Origin of the sequence: Halobacterium salinarum DSM 3754, assembly GCF_008124605.1 — an archaeon.
Taxonomy (GTDB): domain Archaea; phylum Halobacteriota; class Halobacteria; order Halobacteriales; family Halobacteriaceae; genus Halobacterium; species Halobacterium salinarum.
Window position 1 is genome coordinate 646266 of record NZ_VRYN01000001.1, and the last position, 23214, is coordinate 669479.

At 70.3% G+C, this 23214-nt stretch carries 25 protein-coding genes; 19 read left to right on the forward strand and 6 right to left on the reverse strand.

Annotation, left to right across the window (positions count from 1 at the left end; translation table 11 throughout):
- Nucleotides 1–61: 61 nt before the first annotated feature.
- The 3 genes from APQ99_RS03435 to APQ99_RS03445 all read left to right on the forward strand — a co-directional run bounded on the left by APQ99_RS03435 (nucleotide 62) and on the right by APQ99_RS03445 (nucleotide 1550).
- Entirely contained in the window at nucleotides 62–352 is a 291-nt protein-coding gene (locus tag APQ99_RS03435; RefSeq protein ID WP_010903722.1) for a glutaredoxin family protein, read from the forward strand.
- On the forward strand, nucleotides 352–867 hold the full coding sequence (locus APQ99_RS03440) for a peroxiredoxin family protein (protein ID WP_136361613.1): 516 nt from the start codon (nucleotides 352–354) through the stop codon (nucleotides 865–867). Before APQ99_RS03435 ends, APQ99_RS03440 begins: the two co-directional genes overlap by 1 nt.
- Nucleotides 868–953: 86 nt before the next feature.
- Nucleotides 954–1550, forward strand: a complete 597-nt coding sequence (locus tag APQ99_RS03445; RefSeq protein ID WP_010903724.1) for an L-threonylcarbamoyladenylate synthase — start codon at nucleotides 954–956, stop codon at nucleotides 1548–1550.
- Here APQ99_RS03445 and APQ99_RS03450 read toward each other — a convergent pair whose 3' ends face one another.
- From APQ99_RS03450 to APQ99_RS03465, 4 genes are all read right to left on the reverse strand, one after another.
- Nucleotides 1551–2216 carry a CRISPR-associated protein Cas4 gene (locus APQ99_RS03450; protein WP_136361614.1) on the reverse strand — a complete coding sequence of 222 codons (666 nt, stop codon included), beginning with the start codon at nucleotides 2214–2216 and terminating at the stop codon, nucleotides 1551–1553. It lies immediately after the preceding gene.
- Nucleotides 2217–2257: 41 nt separating this feature from the next.
- Nucleotides 2258–2887 carry a hypothetical protein gene (locus APQ99_RS03455; protein WP_136361615.1) on the reverse strand — a complete coding sequence of 210 codons (630 nt, stop codon included), beginning with the start codon at nucleotides 2885–2887 and terminating at the stop codon, nucleotides 2258–2260.
- Nucleotides 2884–3531, reverse strand: coding sequence for a hypothetical protein (locus APQ99_RS03460; RefSeq protein WP_010903726.1), 648 nt, complete (start codon nucleotides 3529–3531; stop codon nucleotides 2884–2886). Before APQ99_RS03460 ends, APQ99_RS03455 begins: the two co-directional genes overlap by 4 nt.
- 66 nt (nucleotides 3532–3597) lie before the next feature.
- Nucleotides 3598–4200: a conditioned medium-induced protein 4 gene (locus APQ99_RS03465; RefSeq protein ID WP_136361616.1), complete on the reverse strand. Its 603-nt coding sequence runs from the start codon at nucleotides 4198–4200 to the stop codon at nucleotides 3598–3600.
- 106 nt (nucleotides 4201–4306) lie between these two features.
- Between APQ99_RS03465 and APQ99_RS03470 the strand changes: the two genes are divergently transcribed.
- The 4 genes from APQ99_RS03470 to APQ99_RS03485 all read left to right on the forward strand — a co-directional run bounded on the left by APQ99_RS03470 (nucleotide 4307) and on the right by APQ99_RS03485 (nucleotide 8518).
- A complete protein-coding gene (locus APQ99_RS03470; RefSeq protein WP_136361617.1) occupies nucleotides 4307–4915 on the forward strand; it encodes a biotin transporter BioY in 609 nt (202 codons plus the stop codon).
- A complete protein-coding gene (locus APQ99_RS03475) occupies nucleotides 4915–5613 on the forward strand; it encodes an energy-coupling factor ABC transporter ATP-binding protein (protein WP_010903729.1) in 699 nt (232 codons plus the stop codon). The genes APQ99_RS03470 and APQ99_RS03475 overlap by 1 nt, the downstream gene beginning before the upstream one ends.
- Nucleotides 5610–6317: an energy-coupling factor transporter transmembrane component T family protein gene (locus APQ99_RS03480; RefSeq protein ID WP_136361618.1), complete on the forward strand. Its 708-nt coding sequence runs from the start codon at nucleotides 5610–5612 to the stop codon at nucleotides 6315–6317. The genes APQ99_RS03475 and APQ99_RS03480 overlap by 4 nt, the downstream gene beginning before the upstream one ends.
- A 65-nt stretch (nucleotides 6318–6382) precedes the next feature.
- Nucleotides 6383–8518 carry a (Fe-S)-binding protein gene (locus tag APQ99_RS03485; protein WP_136361619.1) on the forward strand — a complete coding sequence of 712 codons (2136 nt, stop codon included), beginning with the start codon at nucleotides 6383–6385 and terminating at the stop codon, nucleotides 8516–8518.
- A 75-nt stretch (nucleotides 8519–8593) separates the two neighbouring features.
- Here APQ99_RS03485 and APQ99_RS03490 read toward each other — a convergent pair whose 3' ends face one another.
- Entirely contained in the window at nucleotides 8594–9160 is a 567-nt protein-coding gene (locus APQ99_RS03490) for a GNAT family N-acetyltransferase (RefSeq protein ID WP_136361620.1), read from the reverse strand.
- Between the two features lie 74 nt (nucleotides 9161–9234).
- Between APQ99_RS03490 and APQ99_RS03495 the strand changes: the two genes are divergently transcribed.
- The 10 genes from APQ99_RS03495 to APQ99_RS03540 all read left to right on the forward strand — a co-directional run bounded on the left by APQ99_RS03495 (nucleotide 9235) and on the right by APQ99_RS03540 (nucleotide 17921).
- Entirely contained in the window at nucleotides 9235–9423 is a 189-nt protein-coding gene (locus APQ99_RS03495) for a hypothetical protein (RefSeq protein WP_136361621.1), read from the forward strand.
- A gap of 156 nt (nucleotides 9424–9579) precedes the next feature.
- The gene (hemB, locus tag APQ99_RS03500; RefSeq protein WP_136361622.1) at nucleotides 9580–10560 is read left to right on the forward strand and encodes a porphobilinogen synthase; all 981 of its coding nucleotides are present in this window, start codon (nucleotides 9580–9582) and stop codon (nucleotides 10558–10560) included.
- 6 nt (nucleotides 10561–10566) lie between these two features.
- Nucleotides 10567–11229 (forward strand): CPBP family intramembrane glutamic endopeptidase, encoded by a 663-nt coding sequence (locus APQ99_RS03505; protein ID WP_136361623.1) that lies wholly within the window; start codon nucleotides 10567–10569, stop codon nucleotides 11227–11229.
- 95 nt (nucleotides 11230–11324) lie between these two features.
- The gene (gene hemL / locus APQ99_RS03510) at nucleotides 11325–12662 is read left to right on the forward strand and encodes a glutamate-1-semialdehyde 2,1-aminomutase (protein ID WP_136361624.1); all 1338 of its coding nucleotides are present in this window, start codon (nucleotides 11325–11327) and stop codon (nucleotides 12660–12662) included.
- Between the two features lie 48 nt (nucleotides 12663–12710).
- Nucleotides 12711–13229, forward strand: a complete 519-nt coding sequence (locus tag APQ99_RS03515; RefSeq protein ID WP_136361625.1) for a hypothetical protein — start codon at nucleotides 12711–12713, stop codon at nucleotides 13227–13229.
- Complete coding sequence (locus APQ99_RS03520; protein ID WP_136361626.1) at nucleotides 13226–13753, forward strand: hypothetical protein; 528 nt, start codon at nucleotides 13226–13228, stop codon at nucleotides 13751–13753. Before APQ99_RS03515 ends, APQ99_RS03520 begins: the two co-directional genes overlap by 4 nt.
- A 56-nt stretch (nucleotides 13754–13809) precedes the next feature.
- The gene (hemC, locus tag APQ99_RS03525; RefSeq protein ID WP_136361627.1) at nucleotides 13810–15000 is read left to right on the forward strand and encodes a hydroxymethylbilane synthase; all 1191 of its coding nucleotides are present in this window, start codon (nucleotides 13810–13812) and stop codon (nucleotides 14998–15000) included.
- Nucleotide 15001: 1 nt separating this feature from the next.
- The gene (gene cobA, locus APQ99_RS03530) at nucleotides 15002–15742 is read left to right on the forward strand and encodes a uroporphyrinogen-III C-methyltransferase (RefSeq protein WP_010903739.1); all 741 of its coding nucleotides are present in this window, start codon (nucleotides 15002–15004) and stop codon (nucleotides 15740–15742) included.
- Nucleotides 15715–16455: a uroporphyrinogen-III synthase gene (locus tag APQ99_RS03535; RefSeq protein ID WP_136361628.1), complete on the forward strand. Its 741-nt coding sequence runs from the start codon at nucleotides 15715–15717 to the stop codon at nucleotides 16453–16455. Before cobA ends, APQ99_RS03535 begins: the two co-directional genes overlap by 28 nt.
- Before the next feature lie 38 nt (nucleotides 16456–16493).
- Nucleotides 16494–17921 carry a DHH family phosphoesterase gene (locus APQ99_RS03540; RefSeq protein WP_136361629.1) on the forward strand — a complete coding sequence of 476 codons (1428 nt, stop codon included), beginning with the start codon at nucleotides 16494–16496 and terminating at the stop codon, nucleotides 17919–17921.
- 8 nt (nucleotides 17922–17929) lie between these two features.
- Here the strand turns inward: APQ99_RS03540 and APQ99_RS03545 are convergent, their stop codons facing one another.
- Complete coding sequence (locus APQ99_RS03545) at nucleotides 17930–21835, reverse strand: PAS domain S-box protein (RefSeq protein ID WP_136361630.1); 3906 nt, start codon at nucleotides 21833–21835, stop codon at nucleotides 17930–17932.
- Nucleotides 21836–22486: 651 nt separating this feature from the next.
- On the opposite strand from APQ99_RS03545, the gene APQ99_RS03550 reads away from it, so the two are divergent.
- Nucleotides 22487–22828, forward strand: a complete 342-nt coding sequence (locus tag APQ99_RS03550) for a DUF5783 family protein (protein ID WP_136361631.1) — start codon at nucleotides 22487–22489, stop codon at nucleotides 22826–22828.
- A gap of 25 nt (nucleotides 22829–22853) precedes the next feature.
- Nucleotides 22854–23204: a NifU family protein gene (locus APQ99_RS03555; protein WP_010903744.1), complete on the forward strand. Its 351-nt coding sequence runs from the start codon at nucleotides 22854–22856 to the stop codon at nucleotides 23202–23204.
- Nucleotides 23205–23214: the final 10 nt, after the last annotated feature.

Sequence of the window (23214 nt, forward strand, 5' to 3'; positions counted from 1 at the left end):
GAAGCTGCGACAGCCGCCGCGGGCGAAGCGTTTACCCGGGATTCCGCCGAACACCTCGTACATGAGTGCTCCCGCAGCGCCACCACGGCCGCCGCACAGTGACGCCCACATCACGCTGTATCGGCTGCAGGCGTGTCCGTTCTGCGAGCGCGTCGTGAACCGCTTGGAGGAGCTCGGGCTGGCGTATCAGTCGCGGTACGTGGAGCCGATGCACTCCGAGCGCGACGCCGTCAAGCGCATCGTCGGCGCGCGCACCGTGCCCGCCATCGTGGACGACGAGACCGGCGTGGCGATGGCCGAGAGCGCGAACATCGTCGCGTATCTCGACGCCACCTACGGGGGTGGGGAGTGATGGAACTGGACTTCGACGTCGTCGACCTCCCGGCGGTGGACCACGTGGCGGCGGGCGACGACGCCCCCGACTTCATCCGCCCGCTGGTGACCGACGAGTACTGGGCGGACGTGGCGCTGGCGGACCTGCTGGCGGAGGGCCCGGTCGTGCTGGTGTTCACGCCGATGGACGGCGCGTTCCCCGCGACGGACATGTACTCCGAGCTGCGGGAGCGCGGCGTCCACGAGCGCGCCCAGGTGGTCGGCGTCTCCATCTCGACGCCGTACGAACACAAGACCACCATCGAGGACCGCGGCATCCAGGAGTTCACCGGCCTCTTCAGCGACCCGCAGGCGGGCGTCGCCGAGGCGTACGGCGTCGAGCACGACCCCGACGGCATGGCGGGTGTCGTCGAGCACCGTCCGGCGACGGTCGTCATCGACGCGGATGGCACCGTCGAGTACGCGTGGGTGGCCCAGCAGTGGCCGGAGTTCCCCGCGTACGACGAGTTGGAGGCTGCGCTAGACGAACTGTAGTCGCATCCGGTGTCGCGCGGTTCGTGGTTCCGGGGTTCGCTTAGCGCGGTCAAAAGTTCCTTTTCGAGCAAGCGTGTAGTCCCGCTATGAGTACGGACGACGCCCTGGCTGAGGCCGCCGAAGCGCTCCGTGAGGGCGGGCTGGTGGTCTTCCCGACCGAGACGGTGTACGGACTCGCCGCGGACGCCCTCGATCCGGACGCCATCGAGGCCGCCTTCGAGGCGAAACGGCGGCCCCGGGAGAAGCCGCTGTCGTTCGCGTTCCCGGACGTCGAAGCCGCCGTCGAGCACGTCGCCGTCGGCGAGACCGAGCGGGCGTTCATGGCCGAGTTCCTGCCCGGCCCCGTCACGGTGGTCTGCGAGAAGCGCGATTCGGTCCCCGACGTGCTGACCGGCGGCCGGGACCGCGTCGGGGTGCGGGTGCCCGACAGCGAGGTGGCGGTGGCGCTGCTGGAGCGGGTCGCGCCGTTGACGGCGACGAGCGCGAACGTCTCCGGGGAGCCAAGCGTCACGAACCCGGCGGCTCTCGACCCCGCGTTCCGGGCGCGCGTCGACGCCGTGGTGGACGCCGGGGAGTCACCGGGGGGGACTGGGAGTACAGTGGTCGACGTGGCGCGCGGCGAGATACTGCGCGCGGGCGCGGTCGGCGACGCCGTCCGGGAGTGGCTGGCCGAGCACGCCTGACTACGCGTCGTCGAACGACAGCAGCGACCGGAGGCTGCGGGTTTCGGTGCCACACGCCTCGCGGTAGTCGCAGGCCCCGCATTTGGCGTCGTCGTGCAGCCGTGGCGGCGGGCCGTCCAGCGAGCGCGCGGTGCGGAGCGCGCGCTGGTAGGCCGCTTTCTTCCGGGTAGTGAGGGCGACGCGCCGGATCACGCCGTGGCGGGCGTACTCCACGAAGGCGTGGTCGACGGGCGTTTGCTCGCGCCACGACAGGGCTTTCGCGGCGGCGACCGCCCGGACTGCCTGCGGTTCCCAGACCCCCGCTTCGGGTGGGCTCCCTGGGGTCACGAGCGAGGGGGCGAATGGGTCGTGGTGGACTTTCGCCGCCGTGCCGTGTGCGTCCTTCCCACGCAGGTAGACGGCGGTTTCGGCGGGGTCAGAAACGGAGTGGACGGCGAGGCTGGCGGCGAGGTTCGACTGGAACTCAGGGGGTGAAACGGCGAGGTCGTGGGCGGCCAGGGTCGACGCATCGGCGGTCGAAAGCGCGCCGTACTGGGCCGCGAGTTCGCGGGCGGCGTCGTGTGCTGGGGGCGGGTCCCGGTCGTCGCGGCGTGCGTAGTAGAGCTGGCGGGGACAGTACGCGGCGGTCGCGAGATCGCTGAACGGGACGCGGTCGTCGGCGGTCACGGGCCGGGGTGGGCGCGGCCTCGTATGTGAACGTTGGCGTGCTACTGGCGCGAGCGCCACCAGGCCGCGACGACTTCGGCGACGCCCGTGAGGTGGGCCTGCCCGAAGACGGCGACCACGAGCGCGCCCAGGGAGTTGTACATGAAGTCGTGCATCGTGTCCGCGAGGCCGTGTTGGGCCAGCGGCATCGCCAGTCCGGTGGCCGTGGCGAGTTCGTCGAGACCGAACTCCAGGAGCTCCCAGACGACGCCGAACGCGAGCACGACGACGAAGATGTAGACGAACGCGATCTCGCGTGGCACGGTGATGTCGTCGTGGTGGCAGTCGACGGCGCGCGCGACCGTGTATCCGGCACCCGCGACCAGGGACGCCGACAGCGCGTGCGTGACGTGATCCCACCAGGGGATGGAAACGTACAGTCCGGACGATCCCAGCGAGTGGAGGAACGCCGCCGCGGTGATCCAGAGCACGAGCCACGGATCCATGGGGAGGCCGTAGTTGCGTTCGAGCGCGCCCGGCACGAGCGTGATGAGCAGTGTGACGGTGCCGTTGACGACGGCCTTGGAGTTGCCGTCGAGGAAGCCGAAAGCCACCATCACGACGAGCACAGCCTGCATGGCGCGTGTGAGCAGGCGCTGTGTCGCTGCCGACGGCCGGGGGAGCAGCGTCACCGCTCGGTCACCCGGCTGGTGGCGCGGCGCAGCCAGCGGGTTCGCCGTCGGAGCGCGAGGGCGAACAGGACGCCGGCGGCGAGGCCCGCAAGCGTCACCCAGACGAACTCGGTCATCAACGCGTGGTTGGTGGTGAGGTATGCGGTGCCGAAATGCTGGTCGGCGGTCCAGCGGAAGACCGCCCACACCGCCCCCGAGGCCAGCGTCACCAACACGACCAGCACGGCGGCGAACCAGTGCGTGACCGCCAGCGACGTGAACGTGTGCAGTTCGCCGACGACGACGAGTGCAACGGCGGCCAGCGAGACGTAGACGGCGAACGTGCCGACGGTGCCGCCGAACAGCCCCCGCACCAGGATGGGCAACAGCCCGACACACAGCAGTTCCCAGGGCAGCATCGTGCGCCACGACCGGAAGACGACCGGCGGCACGGCGACGATCACGCCGACAGCGCCGGTGAACACCAGCCACCGGAGATCGACGTCGAGGGCGCTGTCCAGGACGACGCCGCCGAGCACGGCGACCGCCAGCCACGCGATGACGGCGTTGACGGTGCTGTTCCGGAACAGGAAGGCGAACGCGTCGTCGACAGCGGCGGGGATGTCGGGGTCGAGAGGGCCGTCGCCGCGGCTACCGCGTGCCATTGACTGACGTCTCGGGGGGCACAGTGAAAGGGGATTCGATGGGGACCGCGGGTCGGCGCTGGCGCGTCAGAGGTCGACGTCGGTCTCCTGGCCGTCGGTGGCGTCGTCGAGGCCGTCCTCGTGGACGGTCGCGGTGAGGCGTTCGGTGAGCGCGCGGTCGCGGAGGACGTTCTCGAACTCGGCGCGGTAGCGGTCGTTGGAGCGCTGAATGGCTGTTTTCGCGCGGAGCACGTCGCAGGCGGCGGCTGCGTCCTCGGGGGCGGCGTCGAGGGCGTCCGCGACGGCGTCGGGGTCGGGGTCAGTGGGGTCGGCGACGGCGTCACGAACGGCGTCCAGGGGCAGCGGTGTGTCCGCGTCGTCGTCGCGGACGAGGTGGAGGTCGAGACGGGCGTGGCGGACCGTCCGGGCGTCGATGTCGGCGGCGGCGGCGATGGCGTCGTCGGCGTCCCCGGCGTAGAACTGGCGGACAACCGTGACGAGGGTCGCGGTGTCGAGGTCGGTGTGGAACGCGAGGCGGTCCCGCATCGTGGTGATGGTGTCGCGGAGCGTCTCCTCGACGGCTGGTTCGGCGGTGAGCGAGCCGTGGGTGTCGGCCTGTGATTCCGTGATGGTGTCGTTGTCGGTGACACTCTGGAAGATATCACGGAGTTCCTCGGTCTTCTCGTCCATTGGGGTACTGTGAGAGTCTGTGTGCCCGTGGTGAAATGTCTGCTGGCTCCCAGCGCCGTCGTAAACCAGGCGTTTGAATACAGTTGACGACACACGGAACGCAAGCATGCAAACCGAAACAGACGGCGTCGAGCTGGTCGGCGACCAGACCGTCGAGAACATCGCGCGAGCCGCCGTGTTCGCGGCGCTGACCGGAGCGATGGCGTACGTGTCGTTCCAGAACCCCGTCTCGCCGGCACCGGTGACCCTGCAGGTGCTGGGGGTCTTCCTCGCGGGACTCTACCTCGGGCCCGTCTGGGGCGGCGCGTCCATGGTGCTGTACCTGATCGCGGGCGGCGTCGGCGCACCCGTGTTTGCCGGCGGCGGGAGCGGGCTCGGCACGTTCGTCGCGCCGACCGGCGGCTACCTCCTGTCGTACCCGTTCGCGGCGGCTCTGACCGGGCTCGTCGCACACGGCACCACCGAACTCGCGGACCCACGGGACGTGGGGGTGGCGAAACTCGTCGCCGCGATGGTCGCGGCCACCGTCGTCATCTACGCCGCCGGCACGGTCGGGTTCGCCATCGTACAGCGCCCCAGCCTCGCGGCCGCGTTCGCTCCGTCCACGCTCGTGGACGCGTTCCTCGTCGCGGGCGCGGCATTCATCCCCGCTGAGGCGTTCAAGATCGCGGCCGCGATCGGCATCACGCGCAGCGACCAGCTGAACGCCGCCTGATGCTGTCGGTCCGGAACCTCGTTCACCGCTACGGCGACACCGTCGCCGTCGACGGCGTCAGCCTCGACGTCGCTGACGGCGAATGCGTGGTGGTGACGGGCGCGAACGGCTCCGGGAAGACGACGCTCGTCCGACACTGCAACGGCCTCCTCGAACCGGACGACGGCGAAGTGCTCGTGAACGGCACCCCCGTTGGTGAGGATCTCGTGGCCGCCCGCGCGAGCGTCGGGATGGTCTTCCAGAACCCGAGAGACGGCTTCGTCGGCGCGACGGTGGGCGCGGACGTGGCGTTCGGCCCGGAGAACCTCGGCCGCCCCCGCGAGGAGATCGACGCCCGCGTCGCGGACGCGCTGGACGCCGTCGAACTCGGCGGGCGGCGCGACGAGCGCGTCGCGGACCTCTCGGGGGGCGAACAGGAGCGGGTGGCCATCGCGGCGGCGCTGGCGATGCGCCCCGACCACCTCGTGCTCGACGAGCCGTTCACGGGCCTGGACTGGCCCGCACGGCAGTCCGTCCTCGACCGGCTGCGGGCGCTACACGCCGCGGGAACGAGTCTGATCGTCGTCACCCACGACCTCCGGGACGTCTGGACGCTGGCCGACCGCGTGGTGGCGATGCGGGACGGCGAGATCGCGCTCCGGGGCGACCCCGCGGACGTCCGGGGCGCGCTCCCCGACGCGGGGGTGCGGCCGCCGTGACGCTGGCGTACCGGCCCGGCGGCGGCGTCCTCCACCGCCTAGATCCGCGGGCGAAGCTCGCGCTCCAGGCGGGGTTCGCCGCCGCGGCGTTCGCGCACACGACGATCCTCGGGCTGGCGGCGCTCACGCCGGTTGCGGTGGTGGTGCCACGACTCGCGGGGGCGTCCGTGCGGGACGTGCTCGGCGAGTTCCGGGCGGTCGCGCCGTTCCTGCTGGCCGCGCCGGCCGTGGCGGGACTCACGCTCGGCGAGCCGTGGTTCCGGATCGCCCCCGCCGCCCGCGTCGCGCTCGCGTCGTACCGCGTGCTGTTGGTGTTGCTCGTCGCGGCCACCTACGTCTACAGCACGCCCGTGCGGGACTCCCGGGCGGCCGTCCGCTGGCTCCTGCCCGGGAAGCTCGGGGCCGCGACGGGCATCGGCGTCGCGCTCGTGTTCCGGTTCCTGCCGGTGTTGCAGGGCGATCTCACCGCCCGCCGGGACGCCGTGAACGCGCGGCTCGGCGGCGAGCGGTCGATCCGGGAGCGCATCCGGCTCGTCGCGGTGGGTGGGCTGGGGCGCGCGCTCTCGCGGGCCGACCGCCTCGCCGTCGCGCTGCGCGCCCGGTGTTTCGCCTGGAACCCGACGAGCCCGCCGCTGGCGTACGCCCGCCGCGACTGGCTGGCGACCGCCGCCGCCGCCGGACTCGCCGGAACCGTGCTCGTGTGACCACCCCGGATGCGGTGGTCGCATGGTTGACAACCTTTATCTGGATCCTGTCCCGGAATACTGGTATGTATTCGACCGTGCTGGCGCAAACGGGGGGCGAGACCACACGCCCCACGTTCTGGCGCATCAGCCACGTCGGCGAGGCCATGTTCTACGGGCTCGCCGCGATGGCCGTCGCGATCTTCCTGTACGGCGTCTACCAGCGGTTCGCCACCTACGCCCGCGGCAGCGAGGACCCGACCGAGCGGCTGTCGAACCTCCCCGGACGCGTGGTGTCGGCCGCGAAGCTCGTCGCGTCCAACGAAAAGCAGTTCGACCGCGACCTGGTCGCGGGCCTGATGCATACGTTCATCCTGTGGGGGTTCCTGACGCTGCTCATCGGCACCACCATCCTCGCGATCGATATGGACGTCTGGACGAAAGCGCTGGGCCAGTCGTCGTTTTTCGTGGGTGAGTTCTACCTCTCGTACTCGCTGGTGATGGACGCCATGGGGCTGTTGTTCGTCGTCGGCGTCGGGGTCGCCATCTACCGGCGGTACTGGGTGCGCAACCAGCGCCTCTGGGGGAAACACACCAGCCGCGAGGACGACGCGTTCGTGTGGGCGCTGTTCCTGCTTGGGGTCGGCGGCTACGTCACGGAAGGCGTTCGCATCCTCGGCACCGGCTTCCCCAGCTTCGAGACCGTCTCGTTCGTCGGCTGGTTCGTCGCGGACGTGCTGTCGGCCGCCGGCGTCGACGGATCACTGGCGGCCGCGGCCTACCCCGTCATCTGGTGGAGTCACTCGATCCTGGCGCTGGGGTTCGTCGCCGCGGTCCCGTACGCCAAGCCGTTCCACATGATCTCCAGTTACGCCAACCTCGTCGCCCGCGACGCGGACGCCGGCCGCCGGCTCCCCCGCGTCCCCGCGGACGCCAGCCCCGAGGAGATCGGCCCGTCGGAGATCGAGGACTTCTCCTGGAAGCAGCTGCTCGACCACGACGCCTGCACGAAGTGTGGCCGCTGTTCGTCGGTGTGCCCGGCGAAGGCTGCCGGCCGCCCCCTGGACCCGCGGGACGTGATTCTGGACTTGAAATCCTACCGCGAGGGCGTGGCGTCCGGCGACCGCGAGGAGGTCGACATCGTCGCCGACGGCGGCACCTCGGTCATCGACGCGTCGACGATGGAGTCCTGCATGTCCTGTATGGCGTGCATGGACGCCTGCCCGGTGGACATCGAGCACGTCACGCAGTTCACGGAGATGAACCGCCGGCTCACGGAGTCCGGACAGATGAACAAGAACGTCGAGGACGCCGTGATGAACGCCTTCCAGAAGGGCAACACGTTCGGTGAGCCGGACCGCACGCGCCCGGACTGGGCCGACGACCTGGACTTCGAGGTTCCGGACGCCCGCGAGCAGTCCGTGGAGTACCTCTGGTACGTCGGCGACTACCCGAGCTACGACGAGCGCAACCAGCACATCGCACGCTCCCTGGCGACGGTCTTCGAGACGGCGGGCGTCGACTACGGCATCCTCTACGAGGACGAGCAAAACGACGGCAACGACATCCGCCGCGTGGGCGAGGAGGGACTCTACGAGATGCTCGCCGAGGACAACATCGCGGCGTTCGACGACTGCGATTACGAGAAGATCGTCTGCACGGACCCCCACTCGTACAACACCTTCTCCAACGAGTACGACCAGTTCGGCTTCGAGAACGCCGATTCGGTCTACCACTACACGCAGGTCGTCGAGGGCCTCGTGAACGAGGGCGCGCTCGGACTCTCGGGCACGGAGCTCGACGACACCGTCACCTACCACGACCCCTGCCATCTGGGGCGGTACAACGGCGAGTTCGAGGCCCCCCGTGAGGTCGTGCGCGCCACGGGCGTCACGCTCGACGAGATGCCCCGGAACCGCAGCGACTCCTTTTGCTGTGGCGGCGGCGGCGGCGGCCTCTGGATGGATTTCGACGAGGAGCCGAAACCCAGCGAGGAGCGCATCCGGGAGGCACTGGAGGACACCGACGCGGGGCCGGACGTCGACCGGTTCGTCGTCGCGTGCCCGATGTGCATGACGATGTACGAGGACGGCCGCAAGACCGGGGGCTACGAGGACGACATCGAGATCACGGACGTCACCGAGTTGCTCGTGGAAGCCATCGAGGCGAGCGGCGGTGCCGCCGCGAGCGGTGTCAGCGAGACACCGGCGGCTGCCGACTGAGTGCCATCGCACGACTGAACTGGTTCGCGCGTCGGAGGCCGGTGTGGTCGCCGCGACACCAGTCGACGCGCCGACTCAGTCGTCCAGCCACTCGTGGTCGAGCAGCCCGTAGGTGTAGGTGTCGACGTACTCGCCGTCCACGATGGCGTCGTCACGGCGCTGGCCCTCGCGCTCGAACCCCAGTTTCTCCAGGGCCGCCTGCGACGCCTCGTTGGGGGCGAGTACGTGGGCGTCGACCCTGTGGAAGCCCCGCTCGCCGAACACGTAGTCGAGGAACAGCGTCGTGGCCTCGGTGACGTAGCCGTTGCCCTGGTGGTCGGGCGCGATCCAGTACATCAGGCTGCCGTGCTCGCCCGCCTGGCTGACCCACGCGAACGCCACCTCGCCGACCGGCGTCGGGTTGTCGGCGTCGCTGCTCGCGGGCCCGTCCGTCGAGTCGTCACGGTCGTCGACGCAGATGAGAAAGCGATCGTCCGAGTCCTCGACTGACTCCGCAACGTCGTCGAGGGTGCGGATGTCGGTGTCGGTCAGCGGCACCCGCACGTCGGGCTGGTTGCGGCCGTACTGGATGAACTCGTGGTCTTCGTCCTCGATCGGGTGGAGAGAGACGGCGTCGCCGTCCGCGAATGCTGGGCCGGGCATGGTAGACAGTGACGCCGGCGGGCTGTTATAGCTTCGCTGAACGGGATTTTACTCGGCGGACTGACAGTCGGTCCGTGGCGGTTCACCGCGAGGTCGCTGAACGGGAACCCCCGGATGCGGGTGTCGTCGGCGTCCAACAGCACCCAGACCACGACGAACAACACGGCGGGCACGTCGAAAACGGGGTCGAGGCCGTAGCGCTCATAGAGCACGCCGGCGGTCGCGAGTCCGAGCAGCGAGGCCGCGAGACGTACAGCGCGTAGAACTGGAGGTGGTTCCCGTCCACACGCCCCGGAGATGTGACACCGCCAACCCGGTTGTGGAATCCGGCCGGCGGCCTGGGGGGTGTGGGCATCCTGGTAGCGGTCAGGACCGATGGTTCCGCGAACGCTTTTGCGGGGCCGGCCGGAGGACAACACATGGAGCTTCCACACCGACCGCGGCGACTCCGCCGCGACGGCGTCCGTGATCTGGTTTCGGAGACGACGTTGACCCCCGCCGACCTGGTTGCGCCCGTGTTCGTGGACGCGACGGCGGACGAACGCACCCCGATCCCGTCGATGCCCGGCCAGGAGCGCGTCCCGCTTGCCGACGCCGTCGACCGGACCCGGGAGATCCTCGACACCGGCGTCGAGGCCATCGTGCTGTTCGGCATCCCGGCGTCCAAAGACGACACCGGGAGCCGGGCGTACGCCGACGACGGCATCGTGCAGGAGGCGACGCGGCGCATCACCAGCGAGACCGACGCCTACGTCATCACCGACGTCTGTCTGTGTGAGTACACCAGCCACGGCCACTGCGGGGTCGTCGAGGCGGACGCCGACACCGACCCCACGCTCACGGTCAAAAACGACGAGACGCTGTCGCTGCTCGCGGAAACGGCGGTGTCGCACGCCGAGGCGGGCGCGGAGATGATTGCGCCGTCGGCGATGACCGACGGCATGGTAGATGCGATCCGGACTGCCCTCGACGACGCGGGGTTCAGCGACGTGCCGATCATGAGCTACGCCGCGAAATACGAGTCGGCGTTCTACGGGCCGTTCCGGGACGCCGCCGACGGCGCGCCGTCGTTCGGTGACCGCCGCCACTACCAGATGGACCCCGCCAACCGGCGGGAGGCCAGCCGCGAGGTCGCCCTGGACGTCGAGCAGGGCGCGGACGTGCTGATGGTCAAGCCCGCGTTGCCGTACCTCGACGTGGTGAGCGACGTGCGCCGCGAGTTCGACCGCCCGGTCGCGGCGTACAACGTCTCCGGGGAGTACGCGATGTTGCACGCCGCCGCCGAGAAGGGCTGGCTGGACCTCGAATCGGTCGCCCACGAGAGCCTGCTGTCGATCAAGCGCGCGGGCGCGGACCTCATCATCACGTACTTCGCCGAGGACGTGGCCGAGACCCTCTGACGGCGGATGGACTGGGTGGTCGTCCTGGGCGGCCTCGCGCTCTCGCTCGGCGGCTTCGAGGCGGTGTCCCGACTGCAGGACCGGCTCGGGCGGCCGAGCGACGGCCTCGAACCGCACGTCTGGAAGTGGCTAGTGCCGGCCGCCGTCGCCGGCTACGTCCTCGCCGTCGAGGGACGGCCGCTCTCGTCCATCGGCTGGACGGTCGCCGGCCCGCTGCCGTTCGCGTACCACACCGCCGTCGGCCTCGCCGCGATGCTCGGCAGCGCACTCCTGTTCTCGCCGCTGTGGGAGGCGCTGGGCACGGCAGACGCGATGCGGGACGGGATGGCGGCGTTCACGGACCGCTCGGTGGCCGAGCGACTGGTCGTCGCCGGGACGGCCGGTGTCACTGAGGAAGTCCCCTATCGGGGGTACGCCGTCGAGCGCGTGACCGCGCTCACCGGGAGCCCGCTGCTCGCGGCCGCCGTCTCCCTCGTGGCGTTCCTCGCCGCCCACGTCGGCGAGCACTGGTCGCGGGCCGCCGCCGTCCAGATGGCCCAACCGACCGTCGTGTTGCTCGCGCTCTACCTCTGGACGCACAGCCTCCCGGTCGTGATGGCCGTCCACGCGCTTAACGACGCGGTCGGCCTGCTGCTGGCCGGCGACACCACGGCGCGCCCAAGCGAGTGAACACGCCGGTGCGTTCGCCTGCGAGAACGGTGGTCGCCGCCGGATCGAGCGCCGAACCCGACACCTATTTTCGGGGACCGGCCCAACCCGAGGGCATGAACCGCGAGACGTCCCGGGAGCTCTACGACCGGTCGCTCGACGTGCTCGTCGGCGGCGTAAACTCCACCGTGCGAGCCGCGCCACAGCCGTACCCGACGTTCGTGCAGTCCGGGGACGGCGGCCACGTCATCGACGCCGACGGCAACCGGTATATCGACTGGGTGATGGGGCTCGGCCCGCTGCTGTTGGGCCACGACCTCCCCCAGCCGGTCACGGCCGCGATCCAGCGCCGCGCCAGCGACGGCCCGCTGTTCGGCACACCGACCGAGATCGAAGTCGAGCACGCCGAGTTCGTGGCGCGCCACGTCCCCAGCGTGGAGCTGCTGCGCTTCGTGAACTCCGGCACCGAGGCGACGGTGTCGGCCGTGCGGCTCGCCCGCGGCTACACCGGCCGGAACAAGATCGTCGTGATGCAGGGCGGCTATCACGGCGCACAGGAGTCCACGCTCGTGGAGGGCGACGCCGATCACCGTGGCCCCTCCTCCGCGGGCATCCCGCCGGCGTTCGCCCAGCACACCATCCCGGTGCCGTTCAACGACGCCGACGCTGTCACTGAGGTGTTCGAGACCCACGGCGACGACATCGCCGCCGTGCTCGTCGAGCCGATCCTGGCGAACAAGGGCATCGTCGAGCCGGTCGCGGGCTACCACGAGACGCTGCGGGACCTCACCCACGACCACGGCGCGCTGCTGATCTGGGACGAGGTCATCACGGGCTTCCGGGTCGGCGGGCTGGGCTGCGCGCAGTCCGAATTCGACATCACCCCGGACGTCACGACGTTCGGGAAGATCATCGGCGGCGGCTTCCCGGTCGGCGCGATCGGCGGCCGCACGGACGTCATGGAGGAGTTCACGCCGACCGGCGACGTGTTCCAGGCGGGGACGTTCTCCGGGCATCCGGTGACGATGGCGGCCGGCCTGGAGACGCTCCAGTACGCCGCCGAAAACGACGTCTACGAGCACGTGAACCGCCTCGGGGGGCGGCTCCGCGAGGGGTTGGCAGCGGTGGTCGCCGAACACGCGCCCGCGTACACTGTCGTGGGCCGTGATAGTATGTTCAAAGTGGTGTTCACGCGCGATGGCGACGCGCAGTCGGGCGCGTGCACCGACGGCTGCCGCCAGGAGCCCGACTGTGAGCGCCACGCCGCCTGCCCGAAAACCGGGGCCGACGTCGGCGACGCCGCCGTCCAGCGCTGGAACCGCGTGTTCCGCCCGCAGCTGCTGGACGCCGGCGTGTTGCTCTCCCAGAACCAGTTCGAATCACAGTTCGTCTCGTACGGCCACACCGAGGCGGACGTCGACGAGACCATCGAGGCGTACCGGAACGCGCTCTGAGGGGGTCTGCGGCGGGGGTTTTTCTCACAGCACGTCGAACGCCCCGGCATGGTGTCCGACCGCGGCGACGATGCGGACGGCAGTGGCGGCCGCCGAAGCGACCCGATCACGCCGGGCGGCGGCGGCCCGGATCACGCCCGAGAGATCGGCGAACAGCCCGACGGAGTGGACTCGGAGTGGTGGTACTGGGTGGCGGCGGTGCCCGCCTACTGGGTGGTGGGTTCCGCCGTCGGGGTCGCGTTCGCGGCCGTGGTGGGAGTGCTTCTGGTCACGGGCGTGGTTGCCGGCGGGCCGGCCGTACGCGTCAGCGCCGGGTTCGGCGTCGTCAGCCTCGCACTCATCGTGGTCGCGGTGCTGCTTGCGTTCGTCGGGATGATCGTCTCGCTGGTGTTCCCGGTCGCCGTTTTCCGCGACGCCGAGGCGGTCGCGGCCGTGCGCGGCGACTGGCAACCCGACCCCGCGAGCTACGGCCTGGTCGGCCTCGTGGGGGTCGTGGTGCAGCCGCTGCAAGTGGCGCTCGCCGTGTACTACCTGTATAAGAGGCACGAGTCCATAGGCCGACCATGAGCGAGCATCGCGTGCGCTCCCGGTCGTGGTACTGGATCGGTGCCCTCCCGCTGGTGGTGGCGCTCTGGGTCGTGGCCGCGGCCTGGATGGTTGGCATCATCGTGGTGGTGCCGGAGGCGTACGCCTCGGTGGAGGCAGCCGTCTACCTGCCGGCGGTCGCGTTCGGCGTGCCGGCGGTCGGAGTCTACCTGGCGTTCCCGATCGCGGCGTACCTGGACACGCGGGCGATCCGGAACGCGACGGACGCGACGCTGCTGGGGATGGCGCGCACCACGCCGCTGCTGGCGACCGCACCGCTGCTGGCGACCGCCGTCGATGTGGTGTTGGTGTACGGGCTGGTGGCGCTGTTCCGCGGGCCGTCGCTGAGGAGCGGGTCACCGCGGGGCGGCGTGTTGCTCGGTGCTGCGGTGGTTGGCGGGACCGCGCTCGCCATCCTGTACGTGCGCGCCCGCCGCGGAGTGGTGGTGATGCCGTCGGGGTTCCGGGAGTGGCGCGCGGAGTTCCGGGAGAACGAGCGCGTGTAGGAACGCCGCCGCAGCGGAACGCAGAGGGTTTCAATCGGGAGCGCGGAGGCTGAGACATGAGCAGCCAGCAGATTCGACTCGCGACACGGGGGTCTGACCTCGCGCTCCGGCAGGCCGGCGAGGTCGTCGACACCCTCGAGGACCGCCGCCACGACGTCGAACTCGTTGAAGTGGAGACGGAGGGCGACCGCGTGACCGACGCGCTCATCAGCGACCTCGGGAAGACCGGCGCGTTCGTGCGCGCGCTCGACCAGGAGGTCATGGAGGGCACCGTCGACGCCGCCGTGCACTCGATGAAAGACGTGCCGACCGAGGTTCCCGAGGACCTCGTTGTGGCCGCGGTGCCCCACCGGGAGAACCCCGCGGACGTGCTCGTCACTCCGGGCGGCACCGATCTCGAAGACCTGCCGGCCGGCAGTGTCGTGGGCACCGCGAGCCTGCGGCGGGGCGCGCAAGTGCAGGCCCACCGGCCCGGCCTCGACGTCGAGCCCATCCGCGGGAACGTCGGCACGCGCGTGGAGAAGCTGCTCGCGCCGGCGCTGCACCGCGAGCACGAGCGCCGCACCGAGGCCGAGAAGGAAGCCCAATCCCGGGACGCCCGCGAACAGCGCCGCGGCGACTACACCGCCGACATCGAGGCGGGCGTCGAGAACCTCGACACCGAGGACGGCGAAAAAAGAGCCCCCGACGACGGTGACGACACCGCGTCGAGCAGCGAGTTCGAGCAGTCGGTCACGGAGTGGTTCGACTCGCTGACGCCGCTCCAGCAGTCCGCGATGGAGCGCGACCCGGACACCGAGTACGACGCGCTGGTGATGGCGCGCGTGGGCTTGGAGCGCACCGGCCTGCTGCACCACGTCGGCATCGAGGAGCTGTCGACGGGCACGCACGTGCCGGCGACGGGGCAGGGGGCGCTCTGTGTGACCGCGCGCCGGGACAGCGACGTGGTCGACACGCTCCGGGACGCCCTCGAACACGTCCGGACGCGCGTGGAAGTGACCGCCGAGCGCGTCGTGCTCGAGGAGCTTGGCGGCGGCTGCATCGCGCCCATCGGCGTGCACGCCCTCGTGCAGGGTGACACCATCCGGACGGCCGTGCAGGTGTTCAGCCAGGACGGCAGCGAGCAGGTCGGGGAGACCCGCGAGCTGGACGCCGAGCAGTACGCGACGGACGCCCGCGAACTCGCCGCCGACCTGCGCGATCGGGGTGCCGCGGACCTCATCGAGGACGCGCGCACGGAGGCCTGAAATGACCGGCACAGTCTACCTCGTGGGGAGCGGCCCCGGTGATCCGGAGCTGCTGACGGTGAAGGCGACGCGGCTGCTGGAGGCGGCCGACGTGGTGTTACACGACAAGCTCCCCGGTCCGGAGATCCTGTCGTCGATCCCCGAGGGGAAACGCGAGGACGTCGGGAAGCGCGCGGGCGGCGAGCGCACCCCCCAGTCGGAGACGAACGCGCGACTCGTCGAGCTCGCCGAGGACGGCAACGACGTGGTGCGGCTGAAGGGCGGCGACCCGTTCGTGTTCGGGCGGGGCGGCGAGGAGATGCTGTACCTCGCCGAGCACGGCGTCGACTTCGAGGTCGTGCCGGGCGTCACGTCGCCGGTTGCCGCGCCGGCGGCGGCCGACATCCCGGTCACGCACCGCGACCACGCCTCCTCGGTGTCGTTCGTCACCGGCCACGAGGACCCCGGCAAGGACGAATCCGCCGTCGACTGGGGGGCGCTGGCCGACACCGGCGGCACCATCGTCGTGTTGATGGGCGTCGGGAAGCTGCCGGAGTACACCGCCGCGCTCCGGGACGCGGGGATGGACCCCGAGACGCCGGTTGCGCTCGTCGAGAAGGGAACGCGGCCCGGCCAGCAGGTCGCCACGGGCACCCTGGCCACGATCGTTGCGGCCCGCGACGAGGCGGGGATTTCGCCGCCCGCGATCACCGTCATCGGCGGCGTCGCTGGCCTCTGGGACGGGGTGGAGGGCGAGCCGTGAACGCCGCGGTGTTCCGGCCCGACGACGACCGCATCGCGGACGCCGTCGCGCTGCTCGACGACCTGGGCGCTGTGCCGGTTCCGGATCCGATGCTGGCCGTCGACCCGACCGGGGCTGTCCCCCGCGGGGACGGCGCTGTCGTCGTCGTCACGAGCAAGACCGGCGTCGAACTCGCCGCCGACAGCGGGTGGACGCCGGGCGGCGGGCGGCTGGCAGCCATCGGGCCGGCGACCGCCGACGCCTGCCGCGAGGCGGGCTGGACGGTCGACGTGGTCCCCGAGGAGTACACCAGCGCCGGGCTCGTCGCCGCGTTGGACGGCGACATCGACGGCGCGCGCGTCGAGGTGGCGCGCTCGGACCACGGCTCGGCGGTGCTCACTGACGGGCTGGCCGAGGCCGGCGCGTACGTCCACGAAACGGTGCTGTACGCGCTCACGCGTCCGGCGGGCGCGGGTGACTCCACGGAACTCGCCGCCGCCGGCGATCTCGACGCGGCGCTGTTCACGTCCTCGCTGACCGTCGAGCACTGGCTGGCGGCCGCCCGCGAGCGCGGCATCGAGTCGGCCGCCCGCGAGGGGCTCGCCGACGCCACGGTGGGTGCCATCGGCCCGCCGACGGCCGAGACGGCCGCCGACCACGGCATCAGCGTCGACGTGGTGCCCGACGACGCCGGCTTCGAGGCGCTGGCGCGGGCCACCATCGAGGACGCGTAGGCGGACGTTTTTACGCGAGTGCGCGCTATCCGGGAGTGATGGACACCGACGGCCCCCCCGTGCCGGCGCTGGCCGAGCGCGCAGCGGCCTGCGCGGACGCCCTGCGGGACGCCGACAGCGTCCTCGTGGCGTCGCACATCGACGCCGACGGCCTGACGAGCGCGGGCATCGCGTCGACGGCCCTGGAGCGTGCGGCCATCCCCCACGAGGTCGTGTTCTCGAAGCAACTCGACGACGAGGAAATCGCCGACATTGCGGGCGCTGACCACGGGACAGTGCTGTTCACCGACTTCGGCAGCGGGCAACTGGACGCGATCACCGCCCACGAGCGGGCGGGCGAGTTCACGCCGGTGATCGCCGACCACCACCAGCCCGCCGAGAACGCCGCCACCGACTACCACCTCAACCCGCTGCTGGAGGGCGTCGACGGCGGCACCGAGCTGTCCGGTGCGGGCGCGACCTACGTGCTTGCGCGGGCGCTGCTCGGAGCGGACGCCACGGATCTGGCGGCGCTGGCTGTCGTCGGCGCGGTCGGCGACCGCCAAACCGTCGACGGCGAACTCGTCGGCGCGAACACCCGCGTCGCGGCCGACGGCGTCGAGGCGGGCGTGCTGGACACCGCCACCGGGCTCGCGCTGTACGGCACGCAGACGCGGCCGCTGCCGAGGCTCCTGGAGTACGCAAGCGAGCTGTACATCCCGGGCATCACGAACGACCACCAGGGCGCGATCCGGTTCCTCGACGCCCTCGATGTCGACCTCCACGACGGCGGCGACTGGCGGACGTGGGCGTCACTGGACCACGACGAGCGCCGAACCGTCGTCAGCGCGCTCGTCAAGCGCGCCGTCCGGACCGGCGTTCCCAGCGCGGAAGTGACGACCCTCGTGGGCACGACGTACACGCTCACCGACGAGGAGCCCGGCACCGCGCTGCGGGACGCAAGCGAGTTCGCCACGCTGCTGAACGCGACGGCGCGCTACGAGCGCGCCGACGTCGGGCTCGCGGTCTGCATGGGGGACCGCGGTGACGCGCTTGAGCGCGCGCGGTCGCTCCGCGAGGAACACCGGCAAACGCTCTCCGAGGGCGTGTCGTGGGTGACACGGGAGGGCGTCACCGTCGAGGACGACCTCCAGTGGTTCCACGCCGACGACCGCATCCGGGAGACCATCGTGGGCATCGTCGCTGGGATGGCGCTGAGCGGCGACGAAACCGAGAACGACCGCCCCATCGTCGCGTTCGCGGCCAAGGACGACGAGCCCGCGGTGAAGGTGTCGGCGCGCGCCACCGCCAGGGTCGTCGACGCCGGCGTGGATCTCGCGGTGGTCGTTCGAGAGGCCGCGGCTGCGGCCGGCGGCGACGGGGGCGGCCACGAGGCCGCCGCGGGTGCAACCGTGCCGGCGGGCAACGAGCGGGCGTTCCTGGACGCCGCCAGCGGCGTGCTCGCCGCCCAGCGCGGCGGCGACTAGCACCGCGGTCAGGGATCGGTCTCGAACTCGAAGCGCGCGCCGCCGTCCGCGCCCGCCGTCACGACGACCGCCCAGCCGTGGGCTTTGGCGATGTCCTCGACGATCGACAGCCCGAACCCGGTGCCGGCGTCGCTTGAGGTGACGCCGTGATCGAGCACGTCGCCGCGCTCGTCTTCGGGGATCCCGTCGCCGTCGTCGGCGACGTAAAACCCCTCGCGGTCGGCGAGCTGGCCGACCGTCACCGTGACAGCAGCGCCCCCGTGTTCGACGGCGTTCCGGAACACGTTCTCGAACAGTTGGGTCAGTCGGCTGCCGTCGCCGGACACAGTGCGGAGGTCGTCGCGGACGCACAGCGTCGCTTCGGCCGTGTCGACGTAGCCCCACGACTCGGTCGTCACTGCGTGCAAGTCGACGCACTCGGCGTCGGTGACCGTCGACTCGCCGCTGGCCAGCGTGAGCAGGTCGTCGATGAGCCGCGCCATGCGGTCGTGGGCGGACTCGATCCGGTCGAGGTACTCCAACTCCCCGGTGTCCGCGACGATATCCAGGAACCCTGTGGCGACCGAGAGGGGGTTCCGGAGGTCGTGGGCGACGACGCTCGCGAACTGATCGAGGCGCTCGTTTTGTCGCTGCAGTTCGGTCTCGCGGGTCGCGCGAGCGAGCGCCGCTGCCACGGTCGACCCCAGGATCCGGAACAGATCAACGTCGGTGTCCGAGAACGTCTGCCCGGCGGTCGCCCCCACACCGAGGACACCGAACCCGCCGAGGGGCACGAACAGGCCGCTTTCCAGGGGGGTCCCCGACGCCACCAGATCGGACTGGTGTTCGAGGTCGTCGTACACGTGCAGCTCCGCGGACTCGAAGGCGTCCCACGCGAGGCTGTCGCCGGACTGCAGGGTCGGGATGTCGTCGAACGCCTCCCGCGTGGCGCCCGTCGCGGCGAGTGGCACCAACGACGCCGACTGCTCGTCGTGCTCCCAGACGGCGGTGAGGTCGTACCCGAGCACGTCGGCCGCCACCTCGACGGCGATCTCACCCACCGCCGCGCTCGACTGCGCGCTCGTGAGCCGCCGCGCAGTCTCCTGGAGGGCGCGCAGCTTCGCCTCCAGTTGCTTCTGGGGAGTGATGTCCTCAAGCACGGCGAGGAGGCTGGTCGTCTCCCCGTCAGCGCCCGGGACCGGCGCGGCGGACAGGAGCACATCCAGGTCGCCACCCGACTTCGTCTGGCGGCGCAGCTCCATCCCGCGGATCCGCTCGCCGCCCAGGACGCGCTGACGGTGGTCCTCGAACTCGTCGCGCTGGCTGTCCGGAACGACCGGATTGAACTCGCCGACCACCTCCTCGCGGGTCCACCCGAACATCGACTCGGCCTCGTCGTTCCAGCGCGTGACCGTGCCGTCCGGGTCGATCTCCATCACCGCAAGCGGGGTTGCCTCGATGAGCGACTCCAGGCGCTGGTTGGTTGCTTCGAGGCTGCGCTCGCGCTCGACCTGGTCGGTGACGTTGCGCGCGATGCCGACGATGCGAACGATCTCGCCGTCGACGACCACCGGTGCCAACCCCGTATCCCAGAACCGGGCGTCCGGGCCGACATCCAACTCCTCGCGGTACGAGATCGGGGCGCACTCGTCGACACAGCGGCGGTAGTTCGCGGCGACCTCGCTGCCCTGTTCGTCGCCGAAGATCTCCCGCGGCGTCTTCCCTTTGACCGCCGCCGTCTCCAAGCCGGTTTGGGCCTCGTAGCCGGGGCTGAGCCGCGCGAACTCGAAGCGCGGCTCGTCGCCGGTGGTGTCGACGTCGAGCAGGAAGATCGCGTCACCGGACGTCTCCAGGAGCGCCTCGTACTCCTCGGCGAGCGCTTTGTGCTCGCGCTCCCGGGACTTCCGCCCGGTGATGTCCTGGATCACTCCCCGCAGCGTCCGAGCACCGTGCTGTGGGCTGTCGACGCGCTCGCCCCACGCGCGGACGTCACGCACCACGCCGTCCGGACGCACGATCCGGAGATCGAGGTCGTACGGCTCCCCCTCGTCGAGTGCACGGTCGACGGCCGCTGCGATCGTCTCCCGGTCGTCGGGATGGTAGGCGTCGATCGCGTCGTCGAACGACGGCTCGTACCCCGGATCGACGCCGTGGATCCGGCGGACGCCGTCGGACCACTCGAGCGACCCCGTCGACGGGGCGTACTCGAACACACCGACGTTGGCGGTCTCCTGCATGCGCTCGAAGAGGAACTGGCGACGCTGGAGTTCCGCGCGGTCGCGGCCCCGGGAGAGTTCCGCGCTGACGAGTTCCGCCAGCAGCTCGACGAGCGTCTCCTCGATCGCGTCGAAGTCGGCGACCCGCGTGGCCGGACTGGAGAAGTTGATCGTCCCGTAGCGGTCGCCGTCCACGATCAGCGGCGCGCCGACGTACGACTGGAGGCCGAGCTCCTCGTAGGCGGGGTGGGTCTCGCGCCCGTCGGCGGTGGCGTCACTGAACGAACAGACGGTGTCACTGCGGACGACTGATTCACAGTACGTCGTCGCCAGATCGAACTCGTCGCCGGGCGCGATGTCGACGCCGGACGTGTGTGCGGCTTTGACGGTGTACTGCTCGCCGTGGATGTGGGACACGATCCCGATCTCCAGGTCCAACGCCTGACACCCCACCGCCAGCAGCGCTTCGAGGCGTTCGTCGACGGACAGCTCCGTCTCAGCCACGACGCGCTGGATCTCCCGGAGTGCGTCCCGCTCGCGTTCGAGGTGTCGCCGCACGTCGCTTTGCTCGGTGATGTCTCGCCCGACAACCAGGACCTGGCGGTCGACCGCAGTCCGGAACGGCGTGAACCGAACGTCGAGCGTGCGGGTGTCGTTGCCGGCGTCGAAGTCGATTGGCAGGTTGACATCGTAGAATCCGGCGGTGCCGCCGTCGCTTTCGAGTTCCGCCAGCGTCGAGTCGATCGCGTCCGAAACGCTCGTCGCGTCGGCGGTGCTGCCGCGGTCCTCGATGATCGTCGGCAGGTGGTGACCGACCAGCGGCGCGGACTGTGTGCCGCCGATCACGCGCTGTGCGGCGGCGTTGGCGAACTCAACGACGCCCGCATCGTCGACGACGAAGACGACATCGTGGATGTGGCGGAGGATCGTCTCGCTGCGCTCCAGCGCCAGGGCCTGCTCGCGCTCGTCGGTGATCTCCTGGGAGAACACGGTCAACCCGTCGTCGTCGGGGAACGCCCGAACGTCGACCCAGTAGTCGAAGGGCGCGCCGAGGCGCTGTTCGGACGACACCGACTCGCCGGTTTCCATCGCCGTGCGGTACTGTTCTTCCAGGGGCGTCCCGACCAGCGAGGGGAACTCCTCCCAGAGTACGGTGCCGACCACGGCGTCACGATCACAGTCGATGCGGTCGGCCATCGTCTCGTTCATGTATTCGATGCGCCAGTCCTCGTCGACGGCGTAGACGGCGTCCGTGGAGCGTTCGAGCGTCCGTCGGAACCGGTCCGACATCTCCTCGGCGACCGTCTCCTTGCGGGCTGCCTCGGCGAGCGTCCGGACGCGGCGCGCGAGCAACTCGAAGCTGCGCTGGCCGGCATGAATCGGGAGGTAGTCGGAGACGCCCGCGCGCGTCGCCTCGCTTGCGATCCGCTCGCTGCCCCGGCCAGTGAACAGGATCGTTGGCGGATCGTGGTCGGTGTCGTGAATCCGTTCGAGGAGGTCGATCCCCGTGGTGTCCGGCAGCGAGTACGACGTGACGACGCAGTCGATTGCCGATTCGTCGAGCCGGGCGAGTGCATCGGCTGCGGTCCCCACCGTGGTGACGGTAAACGATGCCGGCGCGCTCTGGAGCTTCCTGCGAGTGAGTTCAGCGAAGTCGTCGTCGTCGTTCACGTACAGCACGTGAACCGGGCTGGCTGCACCGGCGTCCAGCGTGGTCATCTGCGTCTGTACGTTGTGTAGTTATATTAACTATGTGCTGGCGGCCGCTGTGGACGGCCAGCGTAAGGCGGGCGGCCGCCGCCACGAGACCCCCTCTTTGAGGGTGGCCCGGCTGTTTGGTGCCGTGTGACTGAGCTGCTATCCCTCAGGATCCCGATCATTGAACTCGTGAACAACTGTGCCACGTGAGTTCTGTATTGCAGTATGTGCTTTATTGTAGTGGCGGGCCGGGATGGCACGGTGACTACGATGGCAACCGTGCGCGGTCAGGAGTCCAACCGAGGGGATCGCAGCCCGCCAGCACAGGTGCGCCCGGCGTCCGAGTGATGCTGCGATCAGGCCAGCGACGCTCGGGGTGCACCCGAGCCACCGGTCGGCAAGACGCAAGTACCGGGTTGGAGCCACCCACGTGGGGACTGGCTCCCAGTCGAGCATGGCGAACGCGACTGCGACCAACGGCGAGCCATAAACCAATTTCTACGATACAGAACGATCCAACGGGGGGGCAGAACACGACCAGTCGTGCGAACGGATGATGGCTGGATGCGACGGCCGCCATCCACGCCGAAAACTGGATCGCACCCACTGGCGGGCGCGCTGTGTGCGGGAGGTTCCGACGGGCACTTGCAGGCGGGCGTCCAAACGGCGAGTATGAGCGATCTCACGGCCGAAGAGTTCGAGGAACAGAAGTACGTCGACTACTTCCCGAAGCTCGAAACCGCCTACAAGCGGGCGTTCGACGACATGAACGGGACCTACGACCGCAAGCTCGTCCACGCCATCGACCAGCAGGTGCTCTCGGAGAGCGAGCCGTTCTACGAGGCTGACAGCGGGTTCAGCGTCGAACTGCCAGCGGACCCGCTGGACCGGCTGGCGGGCGTCCAGGTCGATGCCGACCACGCGCGCGACGTGATCGACGAACACACCGACCGCATCTGCGTGCACCTCCGCGACCAGTTCGGGATCGGTGGCCAAGCCGACGAAAAGGCCTAAGCGGGGTGAGTGCCAACCCGGACACATGAGCGCAGAGAGCCAGGACGGGTCGGATCTAGAGGAGCGCGTCGACAACTTCCTCCGTCGGAACTTCCCACAGATTCAGATGCACGGCGGCACCGCTGCGGTCCAGAACATCAACCGGGAGGACGGCGTCGTGGACCTCCAGCTCGGCGGTGCGTGTTCGGGCTGCGGGATTTCACCGATGACCATCCAAGCGATCAAGTCCCGCATGACCAAGGAGATCCCCGAGATCGATGTCGTCAACGCGGGCACGGGCATGGGCGACAGCAGCGGGATGACGCCGTCGTTCCCGGGCGAGGACGGCGACACCGAGGAGAGCGCCGAGGACGAAGGCCCACAGGCCCCGTTCTGAGCGCGCCGCG

Excerpts from the sequence above, each read along its gene's own strand:
- APQ99_RS03435 (WP_010903722.1), top strand. The coding sequence starts at position 62 with ATGAGTGCTCCCGCAGCGCCACCACGGCCGCCGCACAGTGACGCCCAC.
- APQ99_RS03440 (WP_136361613.1), top strand. The coding sequence starts at position 352 with ATGGAACTGGACTTCGACGTCGTCGACCTCCCGGCGGTGGACCACGTG.
- APQ99_RS03445 (WP_010903724.1), top strand. The coding sequence starts at position 954 with ATGAGTACGGACGACGCCCTGGCTGAGGCCGCCGAAGCGCTCCGTGAG.
- APQ99_RS03460 (WP_010903726.1), bottom strand. The coding sequence starts at position 3,531 with ATGGCACGCGGTAGCCGCGGCGACGGCCCTCTCGACCCCGACATCCCC.
- APQ99_RS03465 (WP_136361616.1), bottom strand. The coding sequence starts at position 4,200 with ATGGACGAGAAGACCGAGGAACTCCGTGATATCTTCCAGAGTGTCACC.
- APQ99_RS03470 (WP_136361617.1), top strand. The coding sequence starts at position 4,307 with ATGCAAACCGAAACAGACGGCGTCGAGCTGGTCGGCGACCAGACCGTC.
- APQ99_RS03475 (WP_010903729.1), top strand. The coding sequence starts at position 4,915 with ATGCTGTCGGTCCGGAACCTCGTTCACCGCTACGGCGACACCGTCGCC.
- APQ99_RS03485 (WP_136361619.1), top strand. The coding sequence starts at position 6,383 with ATGTATTCGACCGTGCTGGCGCAAACGGGGGGCGAGACCACACGCCCC.
- APQ99_RS03490 (WP_136361620.1), bottom strand. The coding sequence starts at position 9,160 with ATGCCCGGCCCAGCATTCGCGGACGGCGACGCCGTCTCTCTCCACCCG.
- hemB (WP_136361622.1), top strand. The coding sequence starts at position 9,580 with ATGGAGCTTCCACACCGACCGCGGCGACTCCGCCGCGACGGCGTCCGT.
- APQ99_RS03505 (WP_136361623.1), top strand. The coding sequence starts at position 10,567 with ATGGACTGGGTGGTCGTCCTGGGCGGCCTCGCGCTCTCGCTCGGCGGC.
- hemL (WP_136361624.1), top strand. The coding sequence starts at position 11,325 with ATGAACCGCGAGACGTCCCGGGAGCTCTACGACCGGTCGCTCGACGTG.
- APQ99_RS03515 (WP_136361625.1), top strand. The coding sequence starts at position 12,711 with ATGGTGTCCGACCGCGGCGACGATGCGGACGGCAGTGGCGGCCGCCGA.
- APQ99_RS03520 (WP_136361626.1), top strand. The coding sequence starts at position 13,226 with ATGAGCGAGCATCGCGTGCGCTCCCGGTCGTGGTACTGGATCGGTGCC.
- hemC (WP_136361627.1), top strand. The coding sequence starts at position 13,810 with ATGAGCAGCCAGCAGATTCGACTCGCGACACGGGGGTCTGACCTCGCG.
- cobA (WP_010903739.1), top strand. The coding sequence starts at position 15,002 with ATGACCGGCACAGTCTACCTCGTGGGGAGCGGCCCCGGTGATCCGGAG.
- APQ99_RS03540 (WP_136361629.1), top strand. The coding sequence starts at position 16,494 with ATGGACACCGACGGCCCCCCCGTGCCGGCGCTGGCCGAGCGCGCAGCG.
- APQ99_RS03545 (WP_136361630.1), bottom strand. The coding sequence starts at position 21,835 with ATGACCACGCTGGACGCCGGTGCAGCCAGCCCGGTTCACGTGCTGTAC.
- APQ99_RS03550 (WP_136361631.1), top strand. The coding sequence starts at position 22,487 with ATGAGCGATCTCACGGCCGAAGAGTTCGAGGAACAGAAGTACGTCGAC.
- APQ99_RS03555 (WP_010903744.1), top strand. The coding sequence starts at position 22,854 with ATGAGCGCAGAGAGCCAGGACGGGTCGGATCTAGAGGAGCGCGTCGAC.